The sequence below is a fragment of the Leptospira borgpetersenii serovar Javanica genome (assembly GCF_003046425.1).
In the GTDB taxonomy this organism is placed as follows: domain Bacteria; phylum Spirochaetota; class Leptospiria; order Leptospirales; family Leptospiraceae; genus Leptospira; species Leptospira borgpetersenii.
Genome location: NZ_QAJG01000010.1, coordinates 107,233 through 127,500 on the forward strand (window position 1 = coordinate 107,233; position 20,268 = coordinate 127,500).

The following is a 20,268-nucleotide window of genomic DNA, read 5'->3' on the forward strand; positions in this document are numbered from 1 at the left end:
GCAAATTACTGAGTCTTAATGAAGTTCATATTTTTCTTCAATAGAGTCATATTTGCTTTAGCATCGTTGGAGCCAACTATTTCTGCTCCTACGTGATAGATTTCTCCGGCTTGGGAAATATGTCGGATATGAAATGCGAATCGCAGAGGGGCTTGCATCTTAAACGTAATATCCGCCGTAAAAACAGGTTTGTGTAAAAAAGATTCGATCAATTCCGGATCTGTTACTTCAAGAAGAATTCCTCCTTCTGATATGTTCAGGATGTTTTGCCTTTTGTCCAAGGATTTAGTATTGGAATCTCCCATTCTGGAATTGAAGATTTCCTCCATTTCCTCGTAGAGTGGAATGACTTTATCCGAAATCGGACCTTCGCTCGATTCGATCACTCCCATCGCGAATATTTGAGTTTCTCCCTCGCTCCTGAATAGGATCGGGTATATAAGAAGGGAACGAGTTTTGCTGCTTTTGAAAAAACGAAGTCTATCTTCCAGAATCAATTCTTCTTGAAGGGTTTCTTTGATCGGGAGTAAATTTAAATTTGCAAATCCTCCTTCCGACATTGAGTCGAAAGTAGATGTATCTCGAATGTAGATCGGTCTTTTATATTTCTTTACCAACTCTTCTTCGGGTGTAAGTTCTTTGGAGGAATTAAAAACTAGTCTGGAGGATGGATAAATCTGTTTTATCTTACGATTTAAATCGTTGAGTATGATCTGTCCCGAGGTCCCCAGTACTTTAGTGATATCTAATTCTTTTCTGGGGATTAAAAATTTATGAGCTATGACTTTTCCCATCAGTCCTTCGATGCGAGGAGACACCCTTTTTATTTTTGCGATTTTTGCGAAGATCGGTTTGCATATGATTTGAGTATCGGTTTTTTCGATCACATCAAAACTGATCTCAATATGTTTGGAAAGGGTTCTATACAGTACGAGTTCGTCATTTACGTCGGTTAAAGTCGAATCGATGGGGAAAACAAAGGTGCCATCTTCTCGAATTTCTATCGGGTTTAATTCTTGGTGAAAAGGGGACTCCTTGACCAGTAATCCTTGAAAGTGAATATATTCCTTGAGAATGTATTTGATCTTGCTCAGGTCTTGGATCGTTTCCCAAGACCTTTGAGCTTGTAGATGCGTTTGGAATTGTGTGCTCATGAAAACTCCTTAGAGTTTTCGAAAACTAACTCTTCTATTTTTTGCTCTTCCGATTTCTGTTTCATTGTCTGCGTCCGGTTGTGAATACCAGTAAGCCCTTATTTTCATCCGTTTTTCCGAGATTCCTTTTGAAAGAAAATATTCGTAAACGTTACGGGCTCTTTTGGCACTCAGTCTAGTATTGTATTCTTTGGAGGCTACGTTATCGGTATGTCCCCCGATTTCAATTTTATCGGACGCATTTTTCAAAAGATAGTCTACAAGTGGATCTAATAACTTTTTATTCTCGTTCGTGATTTTTGTTTTATTAAATTCGAAGTAAACTCGTAGGTTATAGATTGGGTTTACGTCGTTTTCCGCTCTGAGATAAATAGTCACAATTCCGTTTTTAGGAATATTTTTTTGAATAATGTTGATACTTTCGGAAATATATTTCGGAGCTGTAGCAAATAATTCAAAATCACTTTCGGGTAATCGGTTTATCAAAAAGGATTTTTTGTCTGTAACGAGGGATTCTCCCTTTCGGTTTGTCGGTGTAAAGAGAGTAACCTTCGCATCCGGAATGACTTGTTTTGTGGATGCGTCTGCTACGATTACTTTCATGGCGGCCGAACTAGGTTTTTGATTGTCTGCGGGTTCAATTTTCGTTTCTTCCGCTTTACCTTCTCCGATTTGAATCGGTAGAAGGACGTATGTCCTGTAGATCTGTCGATTTTTGCCTATGTTTCCTCGAAGGTCTAGAATATCTTCCTGTGGATGAAAGCCGGGAGAACTGATTTCCACTTTATAAACTCTTCCGGTTTGAAGAGTTGTAGCAAAATTTGAGAGTTTTCCTTTGGTCAGATCGCCTCCGATTCTTTTCGAAGTAATTACGTTGGCCGGTTTGGTTCCATCATAAATTTTTAAAGTAGAATCCAAGCCGATCATGGTTTTTTCAGAACCGTCTAAAACTAATCCTTTGAAGTTCAAAATGTAAGAGTTGCGAAGAGATTCCGGAACTTGAAAACGGTAGATATCGAATTGGCCTTCCCCGCCTGCTCGGTTGGAGGAAATATAAGCCCAAATTCCGTCCTTGTCAAAACTGATTCCCTCATTATCGTAAACTTCCCATTTATCCGTGTTAAACGGTTTGGGAAGCAGCAGCAAAGAGGATTGATCCACTTTTGGAATCGGAGTTTCGATTTGTTTGGATTTAAGGATTTCTTCCGTTTCCTCTTCATCTTCCAACATGTCGTCTAACGCGGATTTATATTTTAAGAATATTCTAAAAATCTTGAATTTTTTTCCTTCGTCTTCTCGATTAGAGCTGAAATAAAGTTGTTCTCCATCTTGATGGATAAAAGGAAGAATTTCACTTTCCGAAGAGTTGAGGGGAGAACCTAAATTTTTCGGCTGAGACCAACTTCCGTTTTTCGGATTTCGAACCGAAATCCAAAGGTCGAAATCACCATAACCTCCCGGGCGATCCGAGGAAAAGATCAAAAAATTTCCATCGGGAGAAATAGCGGGCATCTTCTCGTTGAAATTAGAATTAATTTCGCTGAGATGTTCTGGGTCGGTCCATCTTCCGGTTTTTTTATCCTTAATCGTTCTATAAATATTCAGGCCCTCGAAACCGGAACGTCCGATTGCGGGATTCAACGTCGAAGTGAAATAAATTTCTGAAGGAGCATTGTTTGAATCGAATAATATGGAAACACCTCCTTCGAATGCGTTTGAATTGAAAAGATTCGGTTTGCGAACTCCCGGAACGGGAGGACGTCTTAATTCTTCCCGAATATTTTGATTCATGTTTACGGGTTTAGTCCATTCCGCAGGTACCTCCTTATCTAAAAAGCGAACATTCTCAGAAATCCAAAGATCCATTCCGCCTTCTCCGCCCGGGCGATTGGATTGGAATACTATAAATCTTCCGTCGGGGCTAATGATCGGATTGTATTCGTCGTTTTGTGTATTAAGAGGTTGCCCGAATTGTTTTTCCGGAAGATCCGGCAAAGGTTGAGAAAAAACGGGTGTAAAAATGCAAAAAATAAAAAGAAAAATCGATTTAGAAAAAGGACGCATGAATCGCTCCGAAAAGAAAGTAGAAGAGTTGCCGTTTTTAGTTTAATTCCAGAATCTCTTTTAGAGTATCGGTTTTGTATCCGAGTTTTTAAAGATGGAAAGTAAGTATGATTTGAATTCTGGGATTTATTTCCCTACGATCTTCGGAGTGTTAAACATTACCGAGGATTCGTTTTCAGACGGAGGAAAATATCTCACTCTGAAAGCTTCTTCCGAAAAAGCAGACTCCCTTCTGATTCAAGGTGCAAGTGTAGTCGATATTGGCGCTCAGTCTTCCAACATTCAGGCAAATCTAGTCGGCTCCGAAATCGAATGGATGAGAATGAAAGATCTTATACCAGACTTACTCGCAAAGGGAGTCCGCATTTCTGTGGATTCATTTCAGCCTAAAGTAATCGCAAATTCTTTGGATGCCGGTGTGGAATTTATCAACCATATTCGTGGATTTGTGGATAAAGAATCCGTTCGAGAAGTTTCAAAATACGCAGGAACAAATCGAAAGTTTATCGTGATGTATTCTCATAATCATGCGAATCGTCCCGACACGCAATCTTATCTGACTTCACAAAATGTGATTTTCGAGATCGTAAAATTCTTTCGAGAAAGAAAAAAGGTTTTATTAAACGAAGGGATTACTCAGGAACAGTTGATTTTCGATCCTGGTATGGGTTTTTTCTTAAGCCCCGATTTTCAAGTGAGCTTTGAAGTTTTGAGAAGGATTCAGACTCTCAAGGAAGAATTTTCTCCAATGATGGTTTCGGTTACGAAAAAATCCTTTTTGGGGAATGCGCTCGGGGGTTTGAAAGTAAATGAACGGGAGATTGCCACTGTGGTTGCGGAACTTTATCTTTCCATTCAAAATGTGGAATATATACGAACTCACGAGCCGAAAAATTTGAAACAGGCTTTAGAAATTTGGAATTTACTTCGTTCATGATATCGTTTACGGAGTCAAGGACGCTACAGTACACACTGGAACCACCAAGCCACGGATTTTGTTCCGACATCCAAAGCATCATTGAGTCGTACTCGCTGATTTCCAGGATTTTTTTGACTCCAACTGTCACAGATCTCATTTCAATCGATATCACTTTATAACGGCAGGAGTCTCCGGGCTTCCTGTCATTTAAGGAGAAAAATAAACTATGTATATTCAATTGGCCGCAGGAAGAGCAAAAGGTGAAGTCGATGAGCAAATGTTGGCTGCATGCTCGGGATGTTGTTGTGTCTCACACGCGAACAACGGATGGTTTTCATTCTCGGAGAATTTTTTTCTCTTAAATCTGATGTCGCTGGTGAAATTTGCGGCGTCAGCGCTGAGAATTATCGGGAGCAGCTTTCCCGAGCAAGGAAGGATCTATATTCTTTCATGCATAATAAATGTGCTCTCGTCAATAAAGCGAATCCTGTCGCTGCCACCGCAAAACACGAGGATTTTCAAGGCGGGTTACGTCGATCCGTAGAATATCCGCTTCGCGGCGCATCACTATAAAAATGCGTGAATCTTTTCCGAAGAACATGCAGATGCGATGTGCGATTTGGATTTTTACGAACTTTTGGAGCCGATTTCTTTTCTCAGGTTTTGGGACAAGTTCTTAATAAGAATTTCATTAACCTTTGACGATTCCTTCCTAAATCCAAACGAAGGCTATCACGGGATCTTAGATAGTCTCTTACTGTTTCGTCCTCTTCACTCGGTACATGAATCGATTCTAAATCCACGCTTCGCATTAATCTAGCTAACTTGATCGAGTCTCTCTTGTCCGTTTTGATCTTATCTGAACTTTGCCTTGGGATCTTTCCAGGGACGACCAGAATACAGCTCACTCCCAAAGACTTTAGATATCTGTAAAGTGGATAACCGGTTACTCCTGCCTCGTAACAACAATATATCTCGTTCCATTCTGTTTTTAGTTTTTTGATGAATTTCTTGATTTGAATCTCATTATGTTTTATCTGTTGTTCCTTTACTATTTCCTTTGAATTGCTCGTTAAATACGCGATTCTGATCTTTTCTTTTTTGTCTCTGCAAGCTGCATTCTAAATTCTTGATGTATTATCTCCCTCGTTTCTTTCTGTCCTCCGTCTAGAACGAGCAAAGTGAAGTTCGTCTGTCCTCAGTCCTCTGAACGGCAAGCTCTGAGTTCCTTCTGTTGGTTTTCTTGTTTTGTGGTTACTTGCATCTAACCCACGCTTTTCAAGCCCAGAAGGGACGTCATTTTGTCTAAGAATTTGCGCTAAAAACTTATCCCAAAACCTTAAAAGAAATTAGTTACAAACATTCAGTAAGTCTGTAATAAAACGCAGTAGTTTTTACATTCAGAAAACTGATGACAGTGTCGTGGCAATGCCGCTCTCACGGAAGGTAGTTTTTGGTCCGACTCTTAGTCTAATTTGAAAAATAAAATATAAATCAACGACCGACCTTAATGTCTTCCATCGTTTTTTTTCCAGAAGAGTTAAGAGTCGGTAAAATATCTTCTTCCCGAATTTGCAAACCTTTGGATTGCATTTTTTTGATATAAGGGAGGATCGGATGTAGGTCCGAGGTTGGGTTTAGGGAAAGTAAAATTCTTTTCCAAAGTTCTACGAATGGAAAAGTTTCTCTTTCCGATTCCGGTGATTTTCGGATCCATTCCAAGGCTTCAGAGTAATTTCGTTTTTCATAATATGCTTTTGCAATATAATAGTTTAAATCGGGAATCTTATCATCCGTAGAGTGAAGATTCATTGCGAACATCAAAAGGTCGTCCCATTTTTCCAAATCATGAGCTAACAATACCATGGAAGCGCGCGCGTTTTTATGATACGGGTCGATCTGTAGGATTTTTTCCAAATAAAAATACGCTTTTTCGTAATCTTGCCTTTCGAGAAAATATGCGCTTAATTCATCCCAAGAAACGACTTCCATGCCTGGAATTTTAGATTGGACATCCAATAGCAGAACCGTTTCTTCTCTTCGATTTTGAGTCGTAAAAATTTTTCGAACCTGCTGTATTTGATCCTTTTTTGCGTTCTTTAGATAAGTGGTGATTTCTTTTTTGGCAATTTCATACTCATCAATTAGATAGTGCATTCGAATCAGATTTGAAAAACAAACCGGATGATACTCTGAAATTTTCAAACATTCTTTCCACGCGAGTTCCGCGTCGTCCAGAAAAGAGTTTTTTGCAAATATTATCCCTAAATTGTTTTTATCCTCTGCACTTATACCTTTCCCTTTAAACTGCCTTACTTTCCAAATCGATGTAATTTTTTCCAATTCTGCTTGGGGATATTCTGTGGAATTTAAATATAAGAATGAAGTATCGTTTTCTAATATTTCGGCTTCCCGGATCGGATAAATACAAAAATTTAAAAGAGAAATAAACCCTAAAATAAGTAAAAATGTTTTCCAGTTCAATTCGAAATTTTTTCTTTTGGAATCATTCTGATGAATTTTAGATTTTGAGCGATGTTTTTTATAGATCGTATTACGAACCGTTCTTTTTTGCTTTGTAAATAACCGACGCAATGGTTCTGTTATTGTTCGGTAATCTCGCTTTCTGAATTCCGCGTAACGTTTCCTATGGAGAAAGTCACAGATCGTTTGATTCCTGTGCATTTGATTCTTCCAATTGTTTTTGGGCGTAGAGCATGTACTTTAAAGCTTGCTCTCTATCTCCATGGAACAAATACATGAGTGAAAGATCAAGTGCATCCTGAGGATTTGGAGGAGCAAAGTCTTCCGGATTTTCTTTGTTCATTTCAAATTTAGATCGGAATTCATCCAATTTATTCTTCGTAAGTTTTTCCAATGAATCAAAGAATGCGGCTTCTTCCGGGTTTTTCTTGGATTCTTCAACCGCATCCGAAAGCCTCGTAAACCCTTTTGATTGAGCTGTCGCTTGCTTAAGAATTTCAAAAGACTGTTTAAAATTTCCAAGACGTGTATGCACTTCGGAAAGAAGTACCTGCATCCTGGAATCGCCGGGATACAACTTATTTACGTTGTCTGCCGTTTCAAGACATTCTTTCCAACGCTCTTTCTCAAAATATAAAGTCGCAAGAGCGGTAAGGGCCATTTGGTTTTTAGGATCAAGTCGAATTGCATTCGTGAAGTAAAGTTCCGTTTTATCGTCTTTCTCGAGTTGTCGATAGCAATACGCGAGTAGAATGTGCGATTTTAGAAATTTCTTTTCAATTTCGAGGGATTTTTTCAAGGATCGAATCGCCGTTTCAATCTCTCCGATTCTGTAGAGTTCTACTCCGATATTGTAGTAAAGTTCGGGAGTTTTACCGATTTCGAGGGCTTTCTGGTAAATTTCGATCGCTTTTCTAGAATTGCCTTGTTTGGAATAAAGCGCTCCCAAATTTAAGTAGGATTTCTGGTGTTTCGGCTCGGATTGGATCAGACTTTCATAGAGTTGAGCAGCTTCCGGGTATTTGCCTTCTTTTTCCAAAGCTAAAGCTCGATTGAATGTTTTGCTGATGTCTATCCCGGTCATGGAACAACTATCGGAATTATTTTGAACTTGGACGACTTAAAAAGTTGTAATGGTTTTTTCCGATTCCACCGATTTAAAAAAGGAATTGTTAAAACCGAGGAAATCATGAAACAAGTAGCAATTTTAACCACCTTGATCATTTTTACGTCTTGCGCTTCGGTTGAATCTAAACGAAATATCAGTGCTTCCGGAGATCCGTCAGAGATATTTTTTGAAAAAGAAATTGCACCGATGGATAAAGCTGGTTCGAATTCCGTTTCTCAAAAACCCGGACGTAGATCTTTTGAAGAGGAATTGAGGGTTGAAAAATACGCAAAAGCACAACCTCCCGAAAAAACGAATTCCGGAGATTTTGACGAAATCGGAATGTCTTCTTGGTACGGAGCTAAATTTCACGGAAAACCGACTGCAAGTGGAGAGAAGTTCGATAAAACAAAATTAACCGCAGCCCATCCTACTCTTCCTTTAGGTTCCATCATCCGAGTTCAAAATCTTGAAAATCAAAAAGAGGTTTTAGTCCGCGTTAACGATAGAGGGCCTTTCGTAAAAGATAGGATCATCGACCTTTCTGAAAAAGCAGCGGATACTTTGGATTTTAAGGATATCGGCATTGCGAAAGTGGGTATCAAAGTGGTAAAACTCGGCGGAACTGCCGGTGAAGAATCGGAAGATCTCGAAAACGCCGATGATGAGGAAAATGCTCTTTTGGAAGACGAAAAACCTGAAAAGTTAAATCCTCAAAAATCGGATTATTCAAACAAATCTCTCTCCGATGGAAAATATGCGAAAGGTTCTCCAAAGGGTTATACGGTTCAAGTAGGAGTATTCCGCGACCAAACCAAAGCGGAAGCTTATAAGTCCAACCTTGGACAAGAATACGGTGAAAAGACCTTTCTATTTACTAGAGATGGTTTATTCGTGATTCAATTGGGCGATTTCGCAAGTAGAGCTGATGCCGAATCGCTGAAGTCGAAATTAAAAACTGACGGAATCGATTGTTTTATTCCAAAAAAGTAATCAATTCGTTAAAAAATTTTTCTTCATTAAAGGACCCTCGTAGAATTACGGGGGTTTTATTTTTAAAGATACATTTTATTAAAGTATTGATTTGTATTCCATAAATTTTGTGAGATTGAACATAATTGATCGTGAAAAATTATTTCTGGAAAACCTCTATAAAATCAAAAAACAATAAAACGTCATAAAAAATTCTTACAGCGCGTCCAAAAACCCGCGGAGCAACCCTTAGGGAGGAATGCGGCTTTAGTTTCTGATTTGTCAGAAAGATCAAGCTGGACGGAACCTTATAAGAAATCACGGTTTTACGACATTCAAGAATTCTAAAATTTATTTTATTGAGGTCCCTTCTCTTAAAAAAGGTTTCAACCGAAGCTCGAGTTTTTCGGATTCGAATCAATAAAAAATATTTTTAAAAAAATTCGAACCTTGACTTTTTAAAATTTCGTTAGGACCTAATGAATCCTAAATTTAAAGTTTATCTTAAAACTGTCTTCTATGGAGCCGCGGTATCGTCATTAGAGTTGTTGAAAAATTAATTCTCTGTCCGTTTCTGCTACGTTGAAATGGATGTTTGAAGCGGTTTTGTTAATCCGAATCATGGAATTTTTCAACAACTCTATTAGTCCTCTGAATGTGGGGATTTTTCCATTCGTTTTGTGAAAAATTTGGAATGATATTTCTACGGAAGTTTTGGTACAAACCCTAAAATTTAGATTCCGCTACCGTGGATGAACTCGTCCAAAATTTCTTCCAAATTATCCCTTTCCTTTTTTAACTGATTGTGATCAATTCTACTCTTGTCCATAGAATGTATTTCTTTTTGAAGAGTTTCGATTTTTTCGATTAAGATTGAGAATACCTTCGCAACCGGATCAGGAATTTCATTATGATCCAGCATGTGCTCACCTTTTTCTCCAATCGGCATTTGGGAACGAACTATCTTTGCAGGAATTCCGACCACGGTTGTATCATGTGGAATGTCTCGCATAACGACGGATCCTGCTCCTACTCGTACGTTTTTTCCAATCGTGATATTTCCAAGGATTTTGGCACCTGCACCGACTACCACGTTCTCAAGCAAAGACGGATGACGTTTCCCGGATTCTTTTCCGGTTCCGCCAAGAGTCACACCTTGATAAATCAAACATCCTTTAGCGATCGTCGCTGTTTCGCCGATTACGACCCCGTGTCCATGATCGATCATAATTCCGTTTGCAATTTGAGCTCCCGGATGGATATCTATTCCGGTGATAAATCTGGAGAAAGTATTGATCATCCTTGGAATTAAAGGGAGCTTTATCCGATAAAGAAAGTGAGCCAGTTTATGGAACCAGAGCGCATGTAGGCCCGGATAACAAAGTACGATTTCCAAATAAGATTTAGCGGCTGGATCATACTTCCTTATAAATTTAACGTTTTCAAACAAGTGTCAATCTCCGGTCTTTGCAGTAACTGTAAAAGTCTTTCTTAAAGTGGTTCACATGCGTTTTCGAACTCAATGTTTGCTCTCAATGGATTCTGTCGTAATGGATTCGATGCGACAAAAACCGGCAGATGTATATGTCTACTGTAATCCATATTACACTTGAGTTCCACAGCTTTGGCCTTTCGGTGAAAGAAAGTTTTGTTTTCAGTAGAATGCTTTAAGGAAAACATTTAAAATTCATGGTAAGATGTAAAGAGGATTCTTTTCAAAAATAGAATATGCAATTGAAACAATCTAGATTTTCAACACACATAATTTTGTTTATCCTGACCTTCCTAACACTCACGTTTCAAAGTGAATTTTTTGAATTACCTTTCCTATCTATTCAATCCCTAAAAGAGCTGTTTTTTCTTAGACTACCTTATTCTCTTTCTTTGATTATAATTCTTTCGGCTCATGAGATGGGCCATTTTTTAGCGGCTCGTTATTACGGCATTAAAGCGACTTGGCCCTATTTTATACCGATTCCTTTAGCTCCGATCGGAACTATGGGGGCGGTCATTCGAATCTTGGAACCAATTCGGAATAAAAAGCAACTTTTCGATATAGGAATTTGGGGTCCTCTGATGAGTTTGATTCTTTCCGTGCCTTGTTACATTGTAGGAATCTATTTGTCTTCTTTGGTTCCGATTGATTCTGTGAGAGAAAATCCGGGAATCATTTCTTTTGGAGAATCCATTTTTACGATTGCTATGAATCAGTGGATTTTAGGGCCTTTCGATCCGGCTGCTCAAGACGTTTGGATTCATCCTTTGGCGCAGGCCGGTTGGGTTGGACTTCTCGTAACCGCCATCAATTTACTTCCGTTTGGTCAACTCGATGGAGGGCATGTAATTTATTCCGTTTTTGGTGAAAGATATAGAAACTGGATTTATTATCTTTTTACAGCTTTTTTGCTCTTATGCCTATGGAATTTTTCCTGGTTATTGTGGGGTTTTCTCATTTATTTCATCATAAAAGTAGAACACCCTTTTGTCCCTGACCCGGCGGCTCCTTTGGATCGAATTCGAAAAATTGGCGGTTTGTTGGTTTTATTTACGCTGATTTTTATTTTTGTACCTTCTCCGATCCAACTTGGAACGAATATGAATCGACCGGGCCTTGCCGAGGAAGTATGGATTTCGCTCAAGTCGGTTTATTCAAGTCTCTGATCATCCTTCTTTTTGTAGTTTCGACTCCTGTTTTCGACCAAGATCAGGAAATCAAACTTACGGAAAACGCATATGGTCTTACATACGACGGTACAAATTTTTGGTATCTCGATTCCACACATAGATCTTTGTATCGAGTCGATCCGAATGGACGGCAAGAATCGTTTTCATTGAACATTCCTTTTCTCACCGGAATCAGTTTTGATCCGCGGGAAGGAAGAATTTTTGTCGGTGCAAGAAAGCTCGTTTTAAAAGTGGAACCCAATACAGGCGGCGTTACGGAAAGAATTCCGGTTCCGATCGAAAAAATAGGAGGAATTGCTAGTCAAAATTCCTTACTTTACATTCTCGATCAAGAAAACGGAAAAATTTCTATCTTAGATAAAGCGACCGGAAAACTGATTGGGGGTTTTTTAACGGACCGGGCTCAACCGAGAGATTTGGTTTTTGCAAGAGATTCGATCTGGGTTTCCGATTCTTCCGACGGGAATATCTATCGATACGATCCGGATAACGGAGCGATTACCGGCTCTATCAAAACACCTTCTAAAGAAATCAGAGGAATGGTTTTTTTAGGAAGTAAAATTTTTATAGTCGATCGAGCCGGAAAAGAAGTTCGAAAGATTTCTTTTGTCGAAACGGATCGTTTTATTGCTTCCGGAGAGAAAATTCATCTTATAAAGATCCGGGTTACTTTTTCGTTAAACCAGCTCTCGATTGCAGGAGGGTCGCTTGGAATCTTTCAACCTCCAACGACTGAGCATCAAAGAATTCGAAATTTAAAAATAAACCAACCCGGATTTAAACAGGATTTTATCGGAAATGAAAAGGCCTTCGTAAAAATCCTCGGAGTGGACGATTCCAAAGGAAAACAAATTTTAGAATATTCTTTTGAAGTGAGGACTCAGAATATTCGTTATTATGTGACCGACGAGTTTTTGGAAAAGAAGGAAAGTATTGGAGATGATCTAAAACCCTTTCTAAAAGGAGAACCTCTGGAAACCCAAAGGAATTCTTACTATGTGGATAAGATTTTTGATGCGAGATTGTTTCGGAGTACAATATCCGCTTTGAAAAAAAACCTTTTAGATTCGGGTGTTCCAGTGCGCTCTCAATATACGGTTTCCATTTCTGGGTCCGATTCTGTTTCCTTTAAGGATACGATAGACGTTTACATTCCCGGTTTCGGGTGGGCTCCTATCCAAAATGTAAAACCTTCTTCGGATGAATCTTCCCGAGTATTTAAAAAAGGAGAAGAAAGTATCGATCTCTTTCGAGCCGAAAACCGGAACGACATTCAATCTCCAATTTTTTACAAAAGCAGAGATTCGGAGGAATGGAAAAATATTCCGGCTGAGATTCAGGTAATTTTAGAGTGATTCCGTAATCCTTTAGAAAAAGTCGTAAAGAATACAAAAGAAAAATGAATTATGGATTTCTCCACGAATTCACGTTAGTTTACATTTTGTAGTTTAGAATTTCCAAAAAACTTTTTTGCTTGAAAAGATAAAGTTAAAGTCCTACCAACCATGAGTAAAACAAGAGAAAGCCAAAGGAGATGATTGTCTTGTTTGATTTTTCCGAGATATGCAGTGGGTAAAAAGAAAAAAACGGTACTGACCAACATCGAATTACGGAGAATTTTTCCTTGTGTGAGCCCTATAAAAAAACCATCCAAGATAAATGCGACGGCTCCGATTTCTAAAACAGGAAACAACCAAAATCGATATTCTTTCAACAAAGATAAAACTACGCCGCTGTTTGTGATCATTCCGAATGTGAAATTCGGAAATAGAAAAACGAATCCCAGAAAGATCGAAGTAAAAAAAACACTATTGTAAAGAGCCAGGTAAAGAAGTTCTTTCAGAAGTTTCCAATTCTTTTCACCGCGGATATTTCCGGTTAGACTTTCCGTAGCAAACGCGGCCCCGTCGACTAAATAGGCACTTACAAGGATCAGTTGAAGTAGAATCGAGTTCGCCGCTAAAATTTCCGTACTCACCTCCGAACTGAAATTTCGAAATAAGCTAAATGTAAGAATTAAAAACAAAGTCCTCAAAAAGATATTTTTGTTCAGATGAAAAAGAAAGGAGAAGCCTTGAATGGAAAATAGGTTTTTGTCTTTCAGAAAAGATAATTTTAAGCTAGGCTGAATTTTCAATTCTCTGAGAAACGCAAAAATAAAAACGATCAACATTCCAAACTGACTGATACTGGTCGCTAAGCCGGCTCCGTATGTTTCCCAACCTAAATTAAGGATAAACCAAACGTCGAGAATCACGTTGATTCCGTTTCCGATAACGGTTGCGATCAAGACGGTCGAACTTTTTTCTCTTCCTAAAAACCAGCCTGTAAACACGTAATTACAAAGAACCGCAGTAGAACCGGGAATTCTCGCTTTAAAATAAGTAATACCTGCTGCTTTGACGTCAGCGTTTCCGTGTAGAATTTGAAATCCGATTTCACAAATCCAAGGAGAAAAAAGAACGATCATCATTCCGAAAAAACAGGATAGAGCAATGGATCGAGTCAGAATAAAAAGAGATTCCTTTTCGTTTTTTTCTCCGGTAGCTTGGGCGGTCAATCCCGTGGTTCCCATTCTTAGAAAACCAAACATCCAGAAAATGAAATCGAAAAGAATTCCGGATAATGCGGTTCCCGCCATAAAAATATAAGTATCAATATTTCCTAATATACTTATATCGATTAAGCTAGTTAAGGGTACTGTAATATTGGCGAGAATGTTATAAAACGTAAGTCGGTAAAATTTATATCTCAATCAAGTTATCCTATCCATTACGCAGGAAGCGGTAATGTCTCCGGTAACGTTGACAGTTGTTCTACACATGTCCAAAAAACGATCCACTCCTAAAATAATTCCGATTCCCTCCGTGGGAATTCCTAACCCGGAAAGAATCGTAGCTAAAATCACAATTCCGATTCCGGGTGTACTCGGAGTTCCGATCGAAGCTCCGACAGTTGCAAAAAGAACAAAGACCAGCTGAGTTGGACTTAATTCGATTCCGAAATATTGTGCTAAGAAGACTGTTGCGACTGCTTGGTAAAGAGCGGTTCCGTCCATATTGATCGTAGCTCCGACAGGAATGATAAACTCCGCGATATTTTTTTTCACTCCTAGGTTTTCAGTCGCTGTCTGAATTGAAACCGGCATTACCGCAGCGGAACTCGAAGTTGAAAATGCTAGGAGTTGTAAACCTGCGATCTTTGAGAAGAAGCCGATCGGATTTCTTTTCGCTAAAAATATAAGAATGATCGAATATACTCCGAGTATTGAAACGAGTCCGAGTAGGACGACGCTCATATAAACGCCGAGAGTGATGAGCAGTTCCACGCCGATAGAAGAGATTGCCTTTGACATTAGACCGAAAACGGCAAACGGAGTTAAAGCCATCGCCCAATTTACGATTTTCATGCTGATTTGAAAAACCGAATTCAAAATTTCAAGAATCGGTTTTGATAGATCTTTTGAAATTGAAAGAATCGCAATTCCGAGCAAAATAGAAAACACGATTACGTTTAGCATTTCTCCCTGGGTGATCGAAAGGAACGGGTTCTTGGGAAAGAAAGACATAAACAACTCGGGATATCTGTCTAGAGTCGGAATCTCAGTTGGAGATGGAATGTTCGAATTCACAGTAGTATTCTTAATTTGAATCGTTGATTTTCCGGGCTCCAGCCAGAGTGATAGCGCAATTCCGATTGTAACGGCGATGAAAGTTGTAAAAACAAAATAAATTAAGGTTCCGATTCCCAGTTTTTTAACATTCTCTATATTTTCAGCGGAACAAATTCCGAGAATAATAGAAGAGCAGATCAAAGGTATCATAATCATCTGTAAAAGGTTGATGAATATAAGTCCCGGCATAACAAGCCAAGAAGTGGTAAGTTGCGCGACATTTCTATTGACCAAAGATAAATCGGAACCGAGTAGGATCCCAGTAAGAATTCCGGTTAACATTCCAACGAAAATTTTTAACCAAAGTTTTTCTTTTAAATGTGTTATAATCTTAACGTTGAGAGAATTTAGTTTCTTGAAAACTAGCATATTGGAAAACTCCTTTGAGTCCTTATTTTTTCTATTGATTTTTAGTTTTAGTGTGAATTATTGAAGCCGTTTTCGAGATTTTTTAATGAAGTCTTACTTTTGCGAACAAATAAAGAATTAAAAAAACGGAATTGGGGATTATGGGATTAGATTTTCTGAGATCGGATTTAGTTTTATTCAATTATTATTCTTTTGGAAGTCTTCTAGTAACGATTACGACCTTTTTTCTCGCCGTTTTTTTTCTCAGTTTAAAAAGGAAGACTGTTGCTACATATCATCTCGGAATTGCTTTTCTCGTGTTTGGTCTTTTTGAGATCGGATATTTTATGGCGGCGTTTTACTATCATCCAATTGCCGCTTATCACAGGTGGTTGACCGGTTGTTTGATTTTACCTACGATCACTCACTTTACTCAGTTTTTTATTCGTTATCCAAATAACTACAATAAGAAATTTGGGTTTTGGATGATGGCCTTTCAACACCTTCTCGGATTCGTCGTTGCTTGCTTTTTTATTTATCTTACTTTTATTTCGGAAAAGATCTATCACTTTACTGCGCATCATTGGGATTTCAACGCTCTGATCGCAAGTAAATACCTTGCATTACTTATCGCTCTTTATTCCGTTATCGCTTTTATCATTGTTCCATCTTGGAGAATCATTACCGATAAAGAAAGGAAAAGGTTCGCAATCTTTTTATTTTCTCTCGGATTTATGATAGCGGCTTTCTATCCGAATATCGCCAACGTTTTGAGCCGAGATGGTTATATGGAGAGATCCACATATATGACTTCGAACGTCATTTTTTTTATTGCGGCGTTCTCGGTTGTGGTGATCGTTTTTATCAATAGCAGCACCGAAAAAACCACCTTCATGGTTAAAATTGTAGGGGTCACCTTATTTACGATCTGTTTGATCATGCAGGCTCTCGTTTTTATTTCTAATCAGGACAAGGAGTCGGAATACGATAGTTTGCATATCGTAAATAGTGAAAGAGTTTTGGAAAGTGGTCGAAGTAATGGTGATGTGCAGTATGCGCTTCGGTATGACGGAAAAACCGGCGAACTAATCACCGATAATTATGACTCCAAGTATGGATTAGATCTTTCTCTTGTAAAAGTGGATTTACAAAACACTTTGATTTATGAAGAGATTGCCGCTCTGAAAGAAAATAATTTCCGTGAAAATCTTAAAGTCATTTTGGATGGCTCTCCGGAATACTTTGCGGGTCATAGGGACACGATTTACAAGTTCGTAAAAGAGAATTCTTCACTAAGTTCCGGAGATCTTAAAAAAGCTCTTTTAAAATATGCAGAAGACTTGAATAGAGATGCTTTCGTAAATACCAACAAACTACAGGGAATCAATTCGGATTCTTTTTGCGAACAAGGAAAGTCTTATTTGGAAAAAAATAAGGACTTGGAATCGTATAAAAATGGGATTTTGAAAAATTTGGAAGAATGTATCCGGAAGGGAAAAAAAATTTCAGGTAAGGAATTAAAAGCGGAGTTTTTGAAATACTTCAGTTATTTTAAACCTGCGGAAACAAGACACTATAGAAGAAGTGTAGACGGCTTTGGACATCACGTTGCGTTTATGAAATACGTTCCTTCTAAAAAGCAGGTGGTGGAACTTGGATTCTCTTATAAAAAATATAGGGAATTTGTACATCCTACTTCTGTAAAACAAACGATCATTCTTTTTGTAGTGATTTTCGTGGTTCTTGTATTATTCCCCTTGTTTTTTAAGAGCAGTCTTGTCAATCCGTTGAACAATTTATTATCCGGAGTGGAAAAGGTAAACAAAGGCGATCTTGACGTCCGCGTTCCCGTAAAGGTAAGAGATGAGATTGGATTTTTAGCTGATTCGTTTAACTCAATGGTTTCTTCCATCAAACAAGCAAGAAGGGAACTTCAGGATTATGCGGAGAACTTGGAAGAAAAGGTAAAAGAAAGGACTCAGGAAGTTCAGGAAAAAATGGAAGAAGTCCAAAGACTGAAAATTCAGCAGGACGGGGACTATTTTTTAACTTCTCTTCTTGCAAAACCTTTGAATTACAACGCGAACAAATCTACTCGGATTTCCACTCAATTTTTACTCAGACAAAAAAAGCAGTTCGAATTTAAGGGGAAACAAGCTGATTTGGGAGGAGACATTTGTATTACCGGAAATCTGTGTTTAGGAACTTCTTCTGATTATAAACGATATGTCTTTGCAATGAACGGTGATGCGATGGGTAAATCTATGCAGGGTGCAGGGGGTGCTCTAGTTATAGGGGTTATAGTCAATTCGATTCTGACCCGTTCCGCCGCAGATGATCGGATTCTGGATATTTCTCCGGAACAATGGCTTACGGAAATGTATGAGGAATTAAACTCTGTATTCAAATCTTTTGATGGAAGTATGGTAGTTTCAGCTTCTTTTTTCCTAATCGAAGAAAATTCCGGTAAAACGTATTATTTTAATGCGGAACATCCTTTTACAGTTTTATATAGAGGAGAAAGAGCTATCTTTTTGGAGTCTTCTTTAACACTTCGTAAGATCGGTTTAGAATCGGAATATGCCTTTCAAGTTTTTACGACGACTTTAAGAGAAGGGGATGTTCTTATCGTTGGTTCAGACGGTAAGGATGATCTGAATCTTACTCCCAATAAAGATGTAAGATCAATCAACGAAGATGAGACTCTCTTTTTAAAAATTGTGGAGGCTGGAAAAGGAGATATCGAACAAATCGAACAACTGATTTGTAAGAAAGGGGAAATTATCGACGATCTTTCTCTTTTAAGAATCGAGTACGGAGTTCCTCAGTTAAATCCAGAGAAAAATTGTTTAGGAACCGAGAGTGAGGGAATTTCCGATTGGAATATATCTTATTCTCATGCGCGTCAATTATATAGAAATGGAAATGTAAAAGAAGCAATCGATAAACTTATGGATCTTTATTCTAAAACGCCGGAGGACTCAAAGGTAATTAAGTTACTCGGGCTTTTGAGTTTTAAGGATAAAGACTACGTCACAGCTGTGGAGACTTTAGGAAAGTATCTTGAACTGAATTCCGAATTAAGTGAGTATTGGTATTATTTTTCCATCGCTAACAAAAAGTTAGGAAGGTTTTCTGAAGCGATTTCTGCCTCGGAAAAGGTCGCTATAAAACAACCGAATAATATAAACAATCTTGTCAATCTTTCTGATTTGTACCGACTTCAACGTGAGTATGTGCGGGCTAAAGAGATTGCGATTAAGATTCTAGATTTGGATCCCCAAAACGAAAACGCAAAAAAAATTCTTAAGGAAATAGAAAATAAAATTTGAGTAAAAACTCTCCGTTGAATTTATTCGGAGAGTTTTTAATTTTGCAAAAGAAGATCTTTTATTAATTCCTTTGATGGAAAAGTTTAGAGGCTTTATTTTACTCTGGTCCAGGTGGATTCTTTTCCGATCATCATAAAACCTACTTTATAACCGCCTTTCAAATCAAGAGTATCTGCGGTTCTTAAAGTAAGTCTACCGTCGTAAGTTTTACCTCCTTTCGGATCGTAAACTCTTCCTCCGGCCCAAACTTGTTCGCCTTCATAGGAAAAGCCAGTGAGGAAAAGCAATCCCATAATGGGGCGAGTGCGAAGGCTTTCGTCTTTATTATGCACGTCTACTTTTGGGCTACCGGGAGTTCCTTCGGTACTTCCCGCAGGATAAACTGGTTCCTTTAACCAGACAATCTTTCCGCAAATTTTCGCTCCACATTTGTGTACGTCAACTTGAGCGTCTTTTTCTTTATTCCACCATTTTCCGAGAATTGCATCTTCTTCACCTGCAAATACAGGCACCGAAAGACATATAAGCACTAGAAACATTGCGATTATTCTAAACTTTATCATTCCATACTCCAAAAAGTGTTTGAGGTCAAAATTCTCGGAAGGATGCAAGTAAAGTCAACAAAAAAGAAAATTTCTACTTCTCGAAGTCTTGGTATAACATAGAAGGCTGAATTCCCTGATTAGCTTGGTATTTTCCGGATGTATATTCCGTTATCTGTCCCTCAAGAGTATGATAAAAAATCTGACAGACTTCCACTCCGGGATATACGATGAGAGGCTGGATGACAGAAATTTCCAAGGTCCAAAATCCTTTAAAACCTACGTCTCCGAATCCGGCAGTTACGTGAACAAGCATTCCCAATCTTCCGATGGATGACCTACCTTCGAGCATCGGTACTAAATTATGAGTTTCGGTGAACTCTAAGGTTCTTCCCAAATACAGTATGCCAGGTTTTAACAAAAGGCCCGATTCGGGAATAATTTGTTTTTTGGTGAGATTTGGCTTTTTCATATCCAGAGGAAGTTCCGTATAAATTAGAAGTTCCTCATGAAGCCTTAGATTATAAGAGTTTGGGTTAAGCTGTTTTTCTGAGTAGGGAGTAATTATAATGTCTTTACCGATTCGTTTTTGAATTTCTTTTCCTGTAAGAATCATTTATTTTCCTTTAAAAATCGGTTTTCGTTTTTCTTGAAATGCTTTCAGTGCCTCCAACCGATCTTCCGTTTTTAAGGTTTCGTTGTAATACGTGTTCTCCGTTTCGAGAGCCTTTTGAATATCCTGACCATAACCTTCCGAAATCGCTTTCTTTGCAAGCTGAAGTGCGAGAGGTGCACAGTGAGACGTCATTTCCTCCGCTAACATTTTTGCAGCAGGTAGCGAAGAATCGTGCCAGATTGAATTTGCTAGACCATAACTGAAAGCGGTTTTTGCATCGATTGTATTACCTATAAAAATCATTTCTTTCGCTTTCGCGATTCCGATTCTGCGCGGAAGTCTTTGAGTTCCTCCACCTCCGGGTATAATTC

At 38.4% G+C, this 20,268-nt stretch carries 15 protein-coding genes and 2 pseudogenes (1 of these 17 only partly in view); 6 read left to right on the forward strand and 11 right to left on the reverse strand.

Translation table 11 applies throughout. From position 1 onward, the window contains the following. Window positions 1-5: 5 nt before the first annotated feature. Both CLV95_RS10040 and CLV95_RS10045 read right to left on the reverse strand, forming a co-directional pair. Entirely contained in the window at window positions 6-1,154 is a 1,149-nt protein-coding gene (locus CLV95_RS10040; RefSeq protein ID WP_002732663.1) for a DUF1577 domain-containing protein, read from the reverse strand. A gap of 9 nt (window positions 1,155-1,163) precedes the next feature. Beyond that, the gene (locus tag CLV95_RS10045) at window positions 1,164-3,218 is read right to left on the reverse strand and encodes an OmpA family protein (protein WP_002737901.1); all 2,055 of its coding nucleotides are present in this window, start codon (window positions 3,216-3,218) and stop codon (window positions 1,164-1,166) included. A gap of 94 nt (window positions 3,219-3,312) precedes the next feature. On the opposite strand from CLV95_RS10045, the gene folP reads away from it, so the two are divergent. Both folP and CLV95_RS10055 read left to right on the forward strand, forming a co-directional pair. Then, entirely contained in the window at window positions 3,313-4,155 is an 843-nt protein-coding gene (gene folP, locus CLV95_RS10050; RefSeq protein WP_002722618.1) for a dihydropteroate synthase, read from the forward strand. Window positions 4,156-4,410: 255 nt separating this feature from the next. Then, window positions 4,411-4,717, forward strand: a pseudogene (locus CLV95_RS10055) (sigma factor-like helix-turn-helix DNA-binding protein); the annotation flags it as partial. A gap of 94 nt (window positions 4,718-4,811) precedes the next feature. On the opposite strand, the pseudogene CLV95_RS10060 reads toward CLV95_RS10055, so the two are convergent. From CLV95_RS10060 to CLV95_RS10070, 3 genes and pseudogenes are all read right to left on the reverse strand, one after another. Further along, window positions 4,812-5,228 (reverse strand): annotated as a pseudogene (locus CLV95_RS10060) (IS110 family transposase); the annotation flags it as partial. A gap of 403 nt (window positions 5,229-5,631) precedes the next feature. Next, on the reverse strand, window positions 5,632-6,822 hold the full coding sequence (locus CLV95_RS10065) for a tetratricopeptide repeat protein (protein ID WP_016749342.1): 1,191 nt from the start codon (window positions 6,820-6,822) through the stop codon (window positions 5,632-5,634). Further along, window positions 6,797-7,705, reverse strand: coding sequence for a tetratricopeptide repeat protein (locus tag CLV95_RS10070; protein WP_002727881.1), 909 nt, complete (start codon window positions 7,703-7,705; stop codon window positions 6,797-6,799). The genes CLV95_RS10065 and CLV95_RS10070 overlap by 26 nt, the downstream gene beginning before the upstream one ends. A gap of 105 nt (window positions 7,706-7,810) precedes the next feature. Between CLV95_RS10070 and mpl36 the strand changes: the two genes are divergently transcribed. Then, window positions 7,811-8,722, forward strand: coding sequence for an RlpA family plasminogen-binding lipoprotein MPL36 (gene mpl36, locus CLV95_RS10075; protein ID WP_080595510.1), 912 nt, complete (start codon window positions 7,811-7,813; stop codon window positions 8,720-8,722). 712 nt (window positions 8,723-9,434) lie between these two features. On the opposite strand, the gene cysE is transcribed toward mpl36, so the two are convergent. Then, window positions 9,435-10,151 (reverse strand): serine O-acetyltransferase, encoded by a 717-nt coding sequence (gene cysE / locus CLV95_RS10085; RefSeq protein WP_002727844.1) that lies wholly within the window; start codon window positions 10,149-10,151, stop codon window positions 9,435-9,437. Window positions 10,152-10,429: 278 nt separating this feature from the next. Here cysE and CLV95_RS10090 point away from each other — a divergent pair, with 278 nt between their 5' ends. Together CLV95_RS10090 and CLV95_RS10095 are read left to right on the forward strand one after the other, a co-directional pair. Further along, window positions 10,430-11,362, forward strand: a complete 933-nt coding sequence (locus CLV95_RS10090) for a site-2 protease family protein (protein ID WP_016749344.1) — start codon at window positions 10,430-10,432, stop codon at window positions 11,360-11,362. Then, the gene (locus CLV95_RS10095) at window positions 11,326-12,741 is read left to right on the forward strand and encodes a Vgb family protein (RefSeq protein WP_002727895.1); all 1,416 of its coding nucleotides are present in this window, start codon (window positions 11,326-11,328) and stop codon (window positions 12,739-12,741) included. Before CLV95_RS10090 ends, CLV95_RS10095 begins: the two co-directional genes overlap by 37 nt. Window positions 12,742-12,815: 74 nt before the next feature. Here the strand turns inward: CLV95_RS10095 and CLV95_RS10100 are convergent, their stop codons facing one another. Both CLV95_RS10100 and CLV95_RS10105 read right to left on the reverse strand, forming a co-directional pair. Then, complete coding sequence (locus tag CLV95_RS10100) at window positions 12,816-14,141, reverse strand: MATE family efflux transporter (RefSeq protein ID WP_002732708.1); 1,326 nt, start codon at window positions 14,139-14,141, stop codon at window positions 12,816-12,818. Beyond that, a complete protein-coding gene (locus CLV95_RS10105; protein WP_002727869.1) occupies window positions 14,142-15,428 on the reverse strand; it encodes a dicarboxylate/amino acid:cation symporter in 1,287 nt (428 codons plus the stop codon). Window positions 15,429-15,568: 140 nt separating this feature from the next. Here CLV95_RS10105 and CLV95_RS10110 point away from each other — a divergent pair, with 140 nt between their 5' ends. Further along, window positions 15,569-18,739, forward strand: a complete 3,171-nt coding sequence (locus CLV95_RS10110; protein WP_107694936.1) for a SpoIIE family protein phosphatase — start codon at window positions 15,569-15,571, stop codon at window positions 18,737-18,739. 92 nt (window positions 18,740-18,831) lie between these two features. Here the strand turns inward: CLV95_RS10110 and CLV95_RS10115 are convergent, their stop codons facing one another. The 3 genes from CLV95_RS10115 to CLV95_RS10125 form a co-directional block, all read right to left on the reverse strand. Continuing rightward, window positions 18,832-19,302, reverse strand: coding sequence for a DUF2147 domain-containing protein (locus CLV95_RS10115; protein WP_026053958.1), 471 nt, complete (start codon window positions 19,300-19,302; stop codon window positions 18,832-18,834). A 73-nt stretch (window positions 19,303-19,375) separates the two neighbouring features. Next, the gene (gene dcd / locus CLV95_RS10120; protein WP_002727850.1) at window positions 19,376-19,897 is read right to left on the reverse strand and encodes a dCTP deaminase; all 522 of its coding nucleotides are present in this window, start codon (window positions 19,895-19,897) and stop codon (window positions 19,376-19,378) included. Continuing rightward, window positions 19,898-20,268: the 3' end of an enoyl-CoA hydratase-related protein gene (locus CLV95_RS10125; protein WP_002732512.1), read on the reverse strand. 412 nt of this gene lie beyond the right edge of the window; 371 of the gene's 783 nt are visible here — the last part of the coding sequence; the start codon falls outside the window, past its right edge; it ends in the stop codon at window positions 19,898-19,900.

Excerpts from the sequence above, each read along its gene's own strand:
- dcd (WP_002727850.1), bottom strand. The coding sequence starts at position 19,897 with ATGATTCTTACAGGAAAAGAAATTCAAAAACGAATCGGTAAAGACATT.
- mpl36 (WP_080595510.1), top strand. The coding sequence starts at position 7,811 with ATGAAACAAGTAGCAATTTTAACCACCTTGATCATTTTTACGTCTTGC.
- folP (WP_002722618.1), top strand. The coding sequence starts at position 3,313 with ATGGAAAGTAAGTATGATTTGAATTCTGGGATTTATTTCCCTACGATC.
- CLV95_RS10040 (WP_002732663.1), bottom strand. The coding sequence starts at position 1,154 with ATGAGCACACAATTCCAAACGCATCTACAAGCTCAAAGGTCTTGGGAA.
- CLV95_RS10090 (WP_016749344.1), top strand. The coding sequence starts at position 10,430 with ATGCAATTGAAACAATCTAGATTTTCAACACACATAATTTTGTTTATC.
- CLV95_RS10110 (WP_107694936.1), top strand. The coding sequence starts at position 15,569 with ATGGGATTAGATTTTCTGAGATCGGATTTAGTTTTATTCAATTATTAT.
- CLV95_RS10115 (WP_026053958.1), bottom strand. The coding sequence starts at position 19,302 with ATGATAAAGTTTAGAATAATCGCAATGTTTCTAGTGCTTATATGTCTT.
- CLV95_RS10105 (WP_002727869.1), bottom strand. The coding sequence starts at position 15,428 with ATGCTAGTTTTCAAGAAACTAAATTCTCTCAACGTTAAGATTATAACA.
- CLV95_RS10070 (WP_002727881.1), bottom strand. The coding sequence starts at position 7,705 with ATGACCGGGATAGACATCAGCAAAACATTCAATCGAGCTTTAGCTTTG.
- CLV95_RS10095 (WP_002727895.1), top strand. The coding sequence starts at position 11,326 with ATGGATTTCGCTCAAGTCGGTTTATTCAAGTCTCTGATCATCCTTCTT.
- CLV95_RS10065 (WP_016749342.1), bottom strand. The coding sequence starts at position 6,822 with ATGCACAGGAATCAAACGATCTGTGACTTTCTCCATAGGAAACGTTAC.
- CLV95_RS10045 (WP_002737901.1), bottom strand. The coding sequence starts at position 3,218 with ATGCGTCCTTTTTCTAAATCGATTTTTCTTTTTATTTTTTGCATTTTT.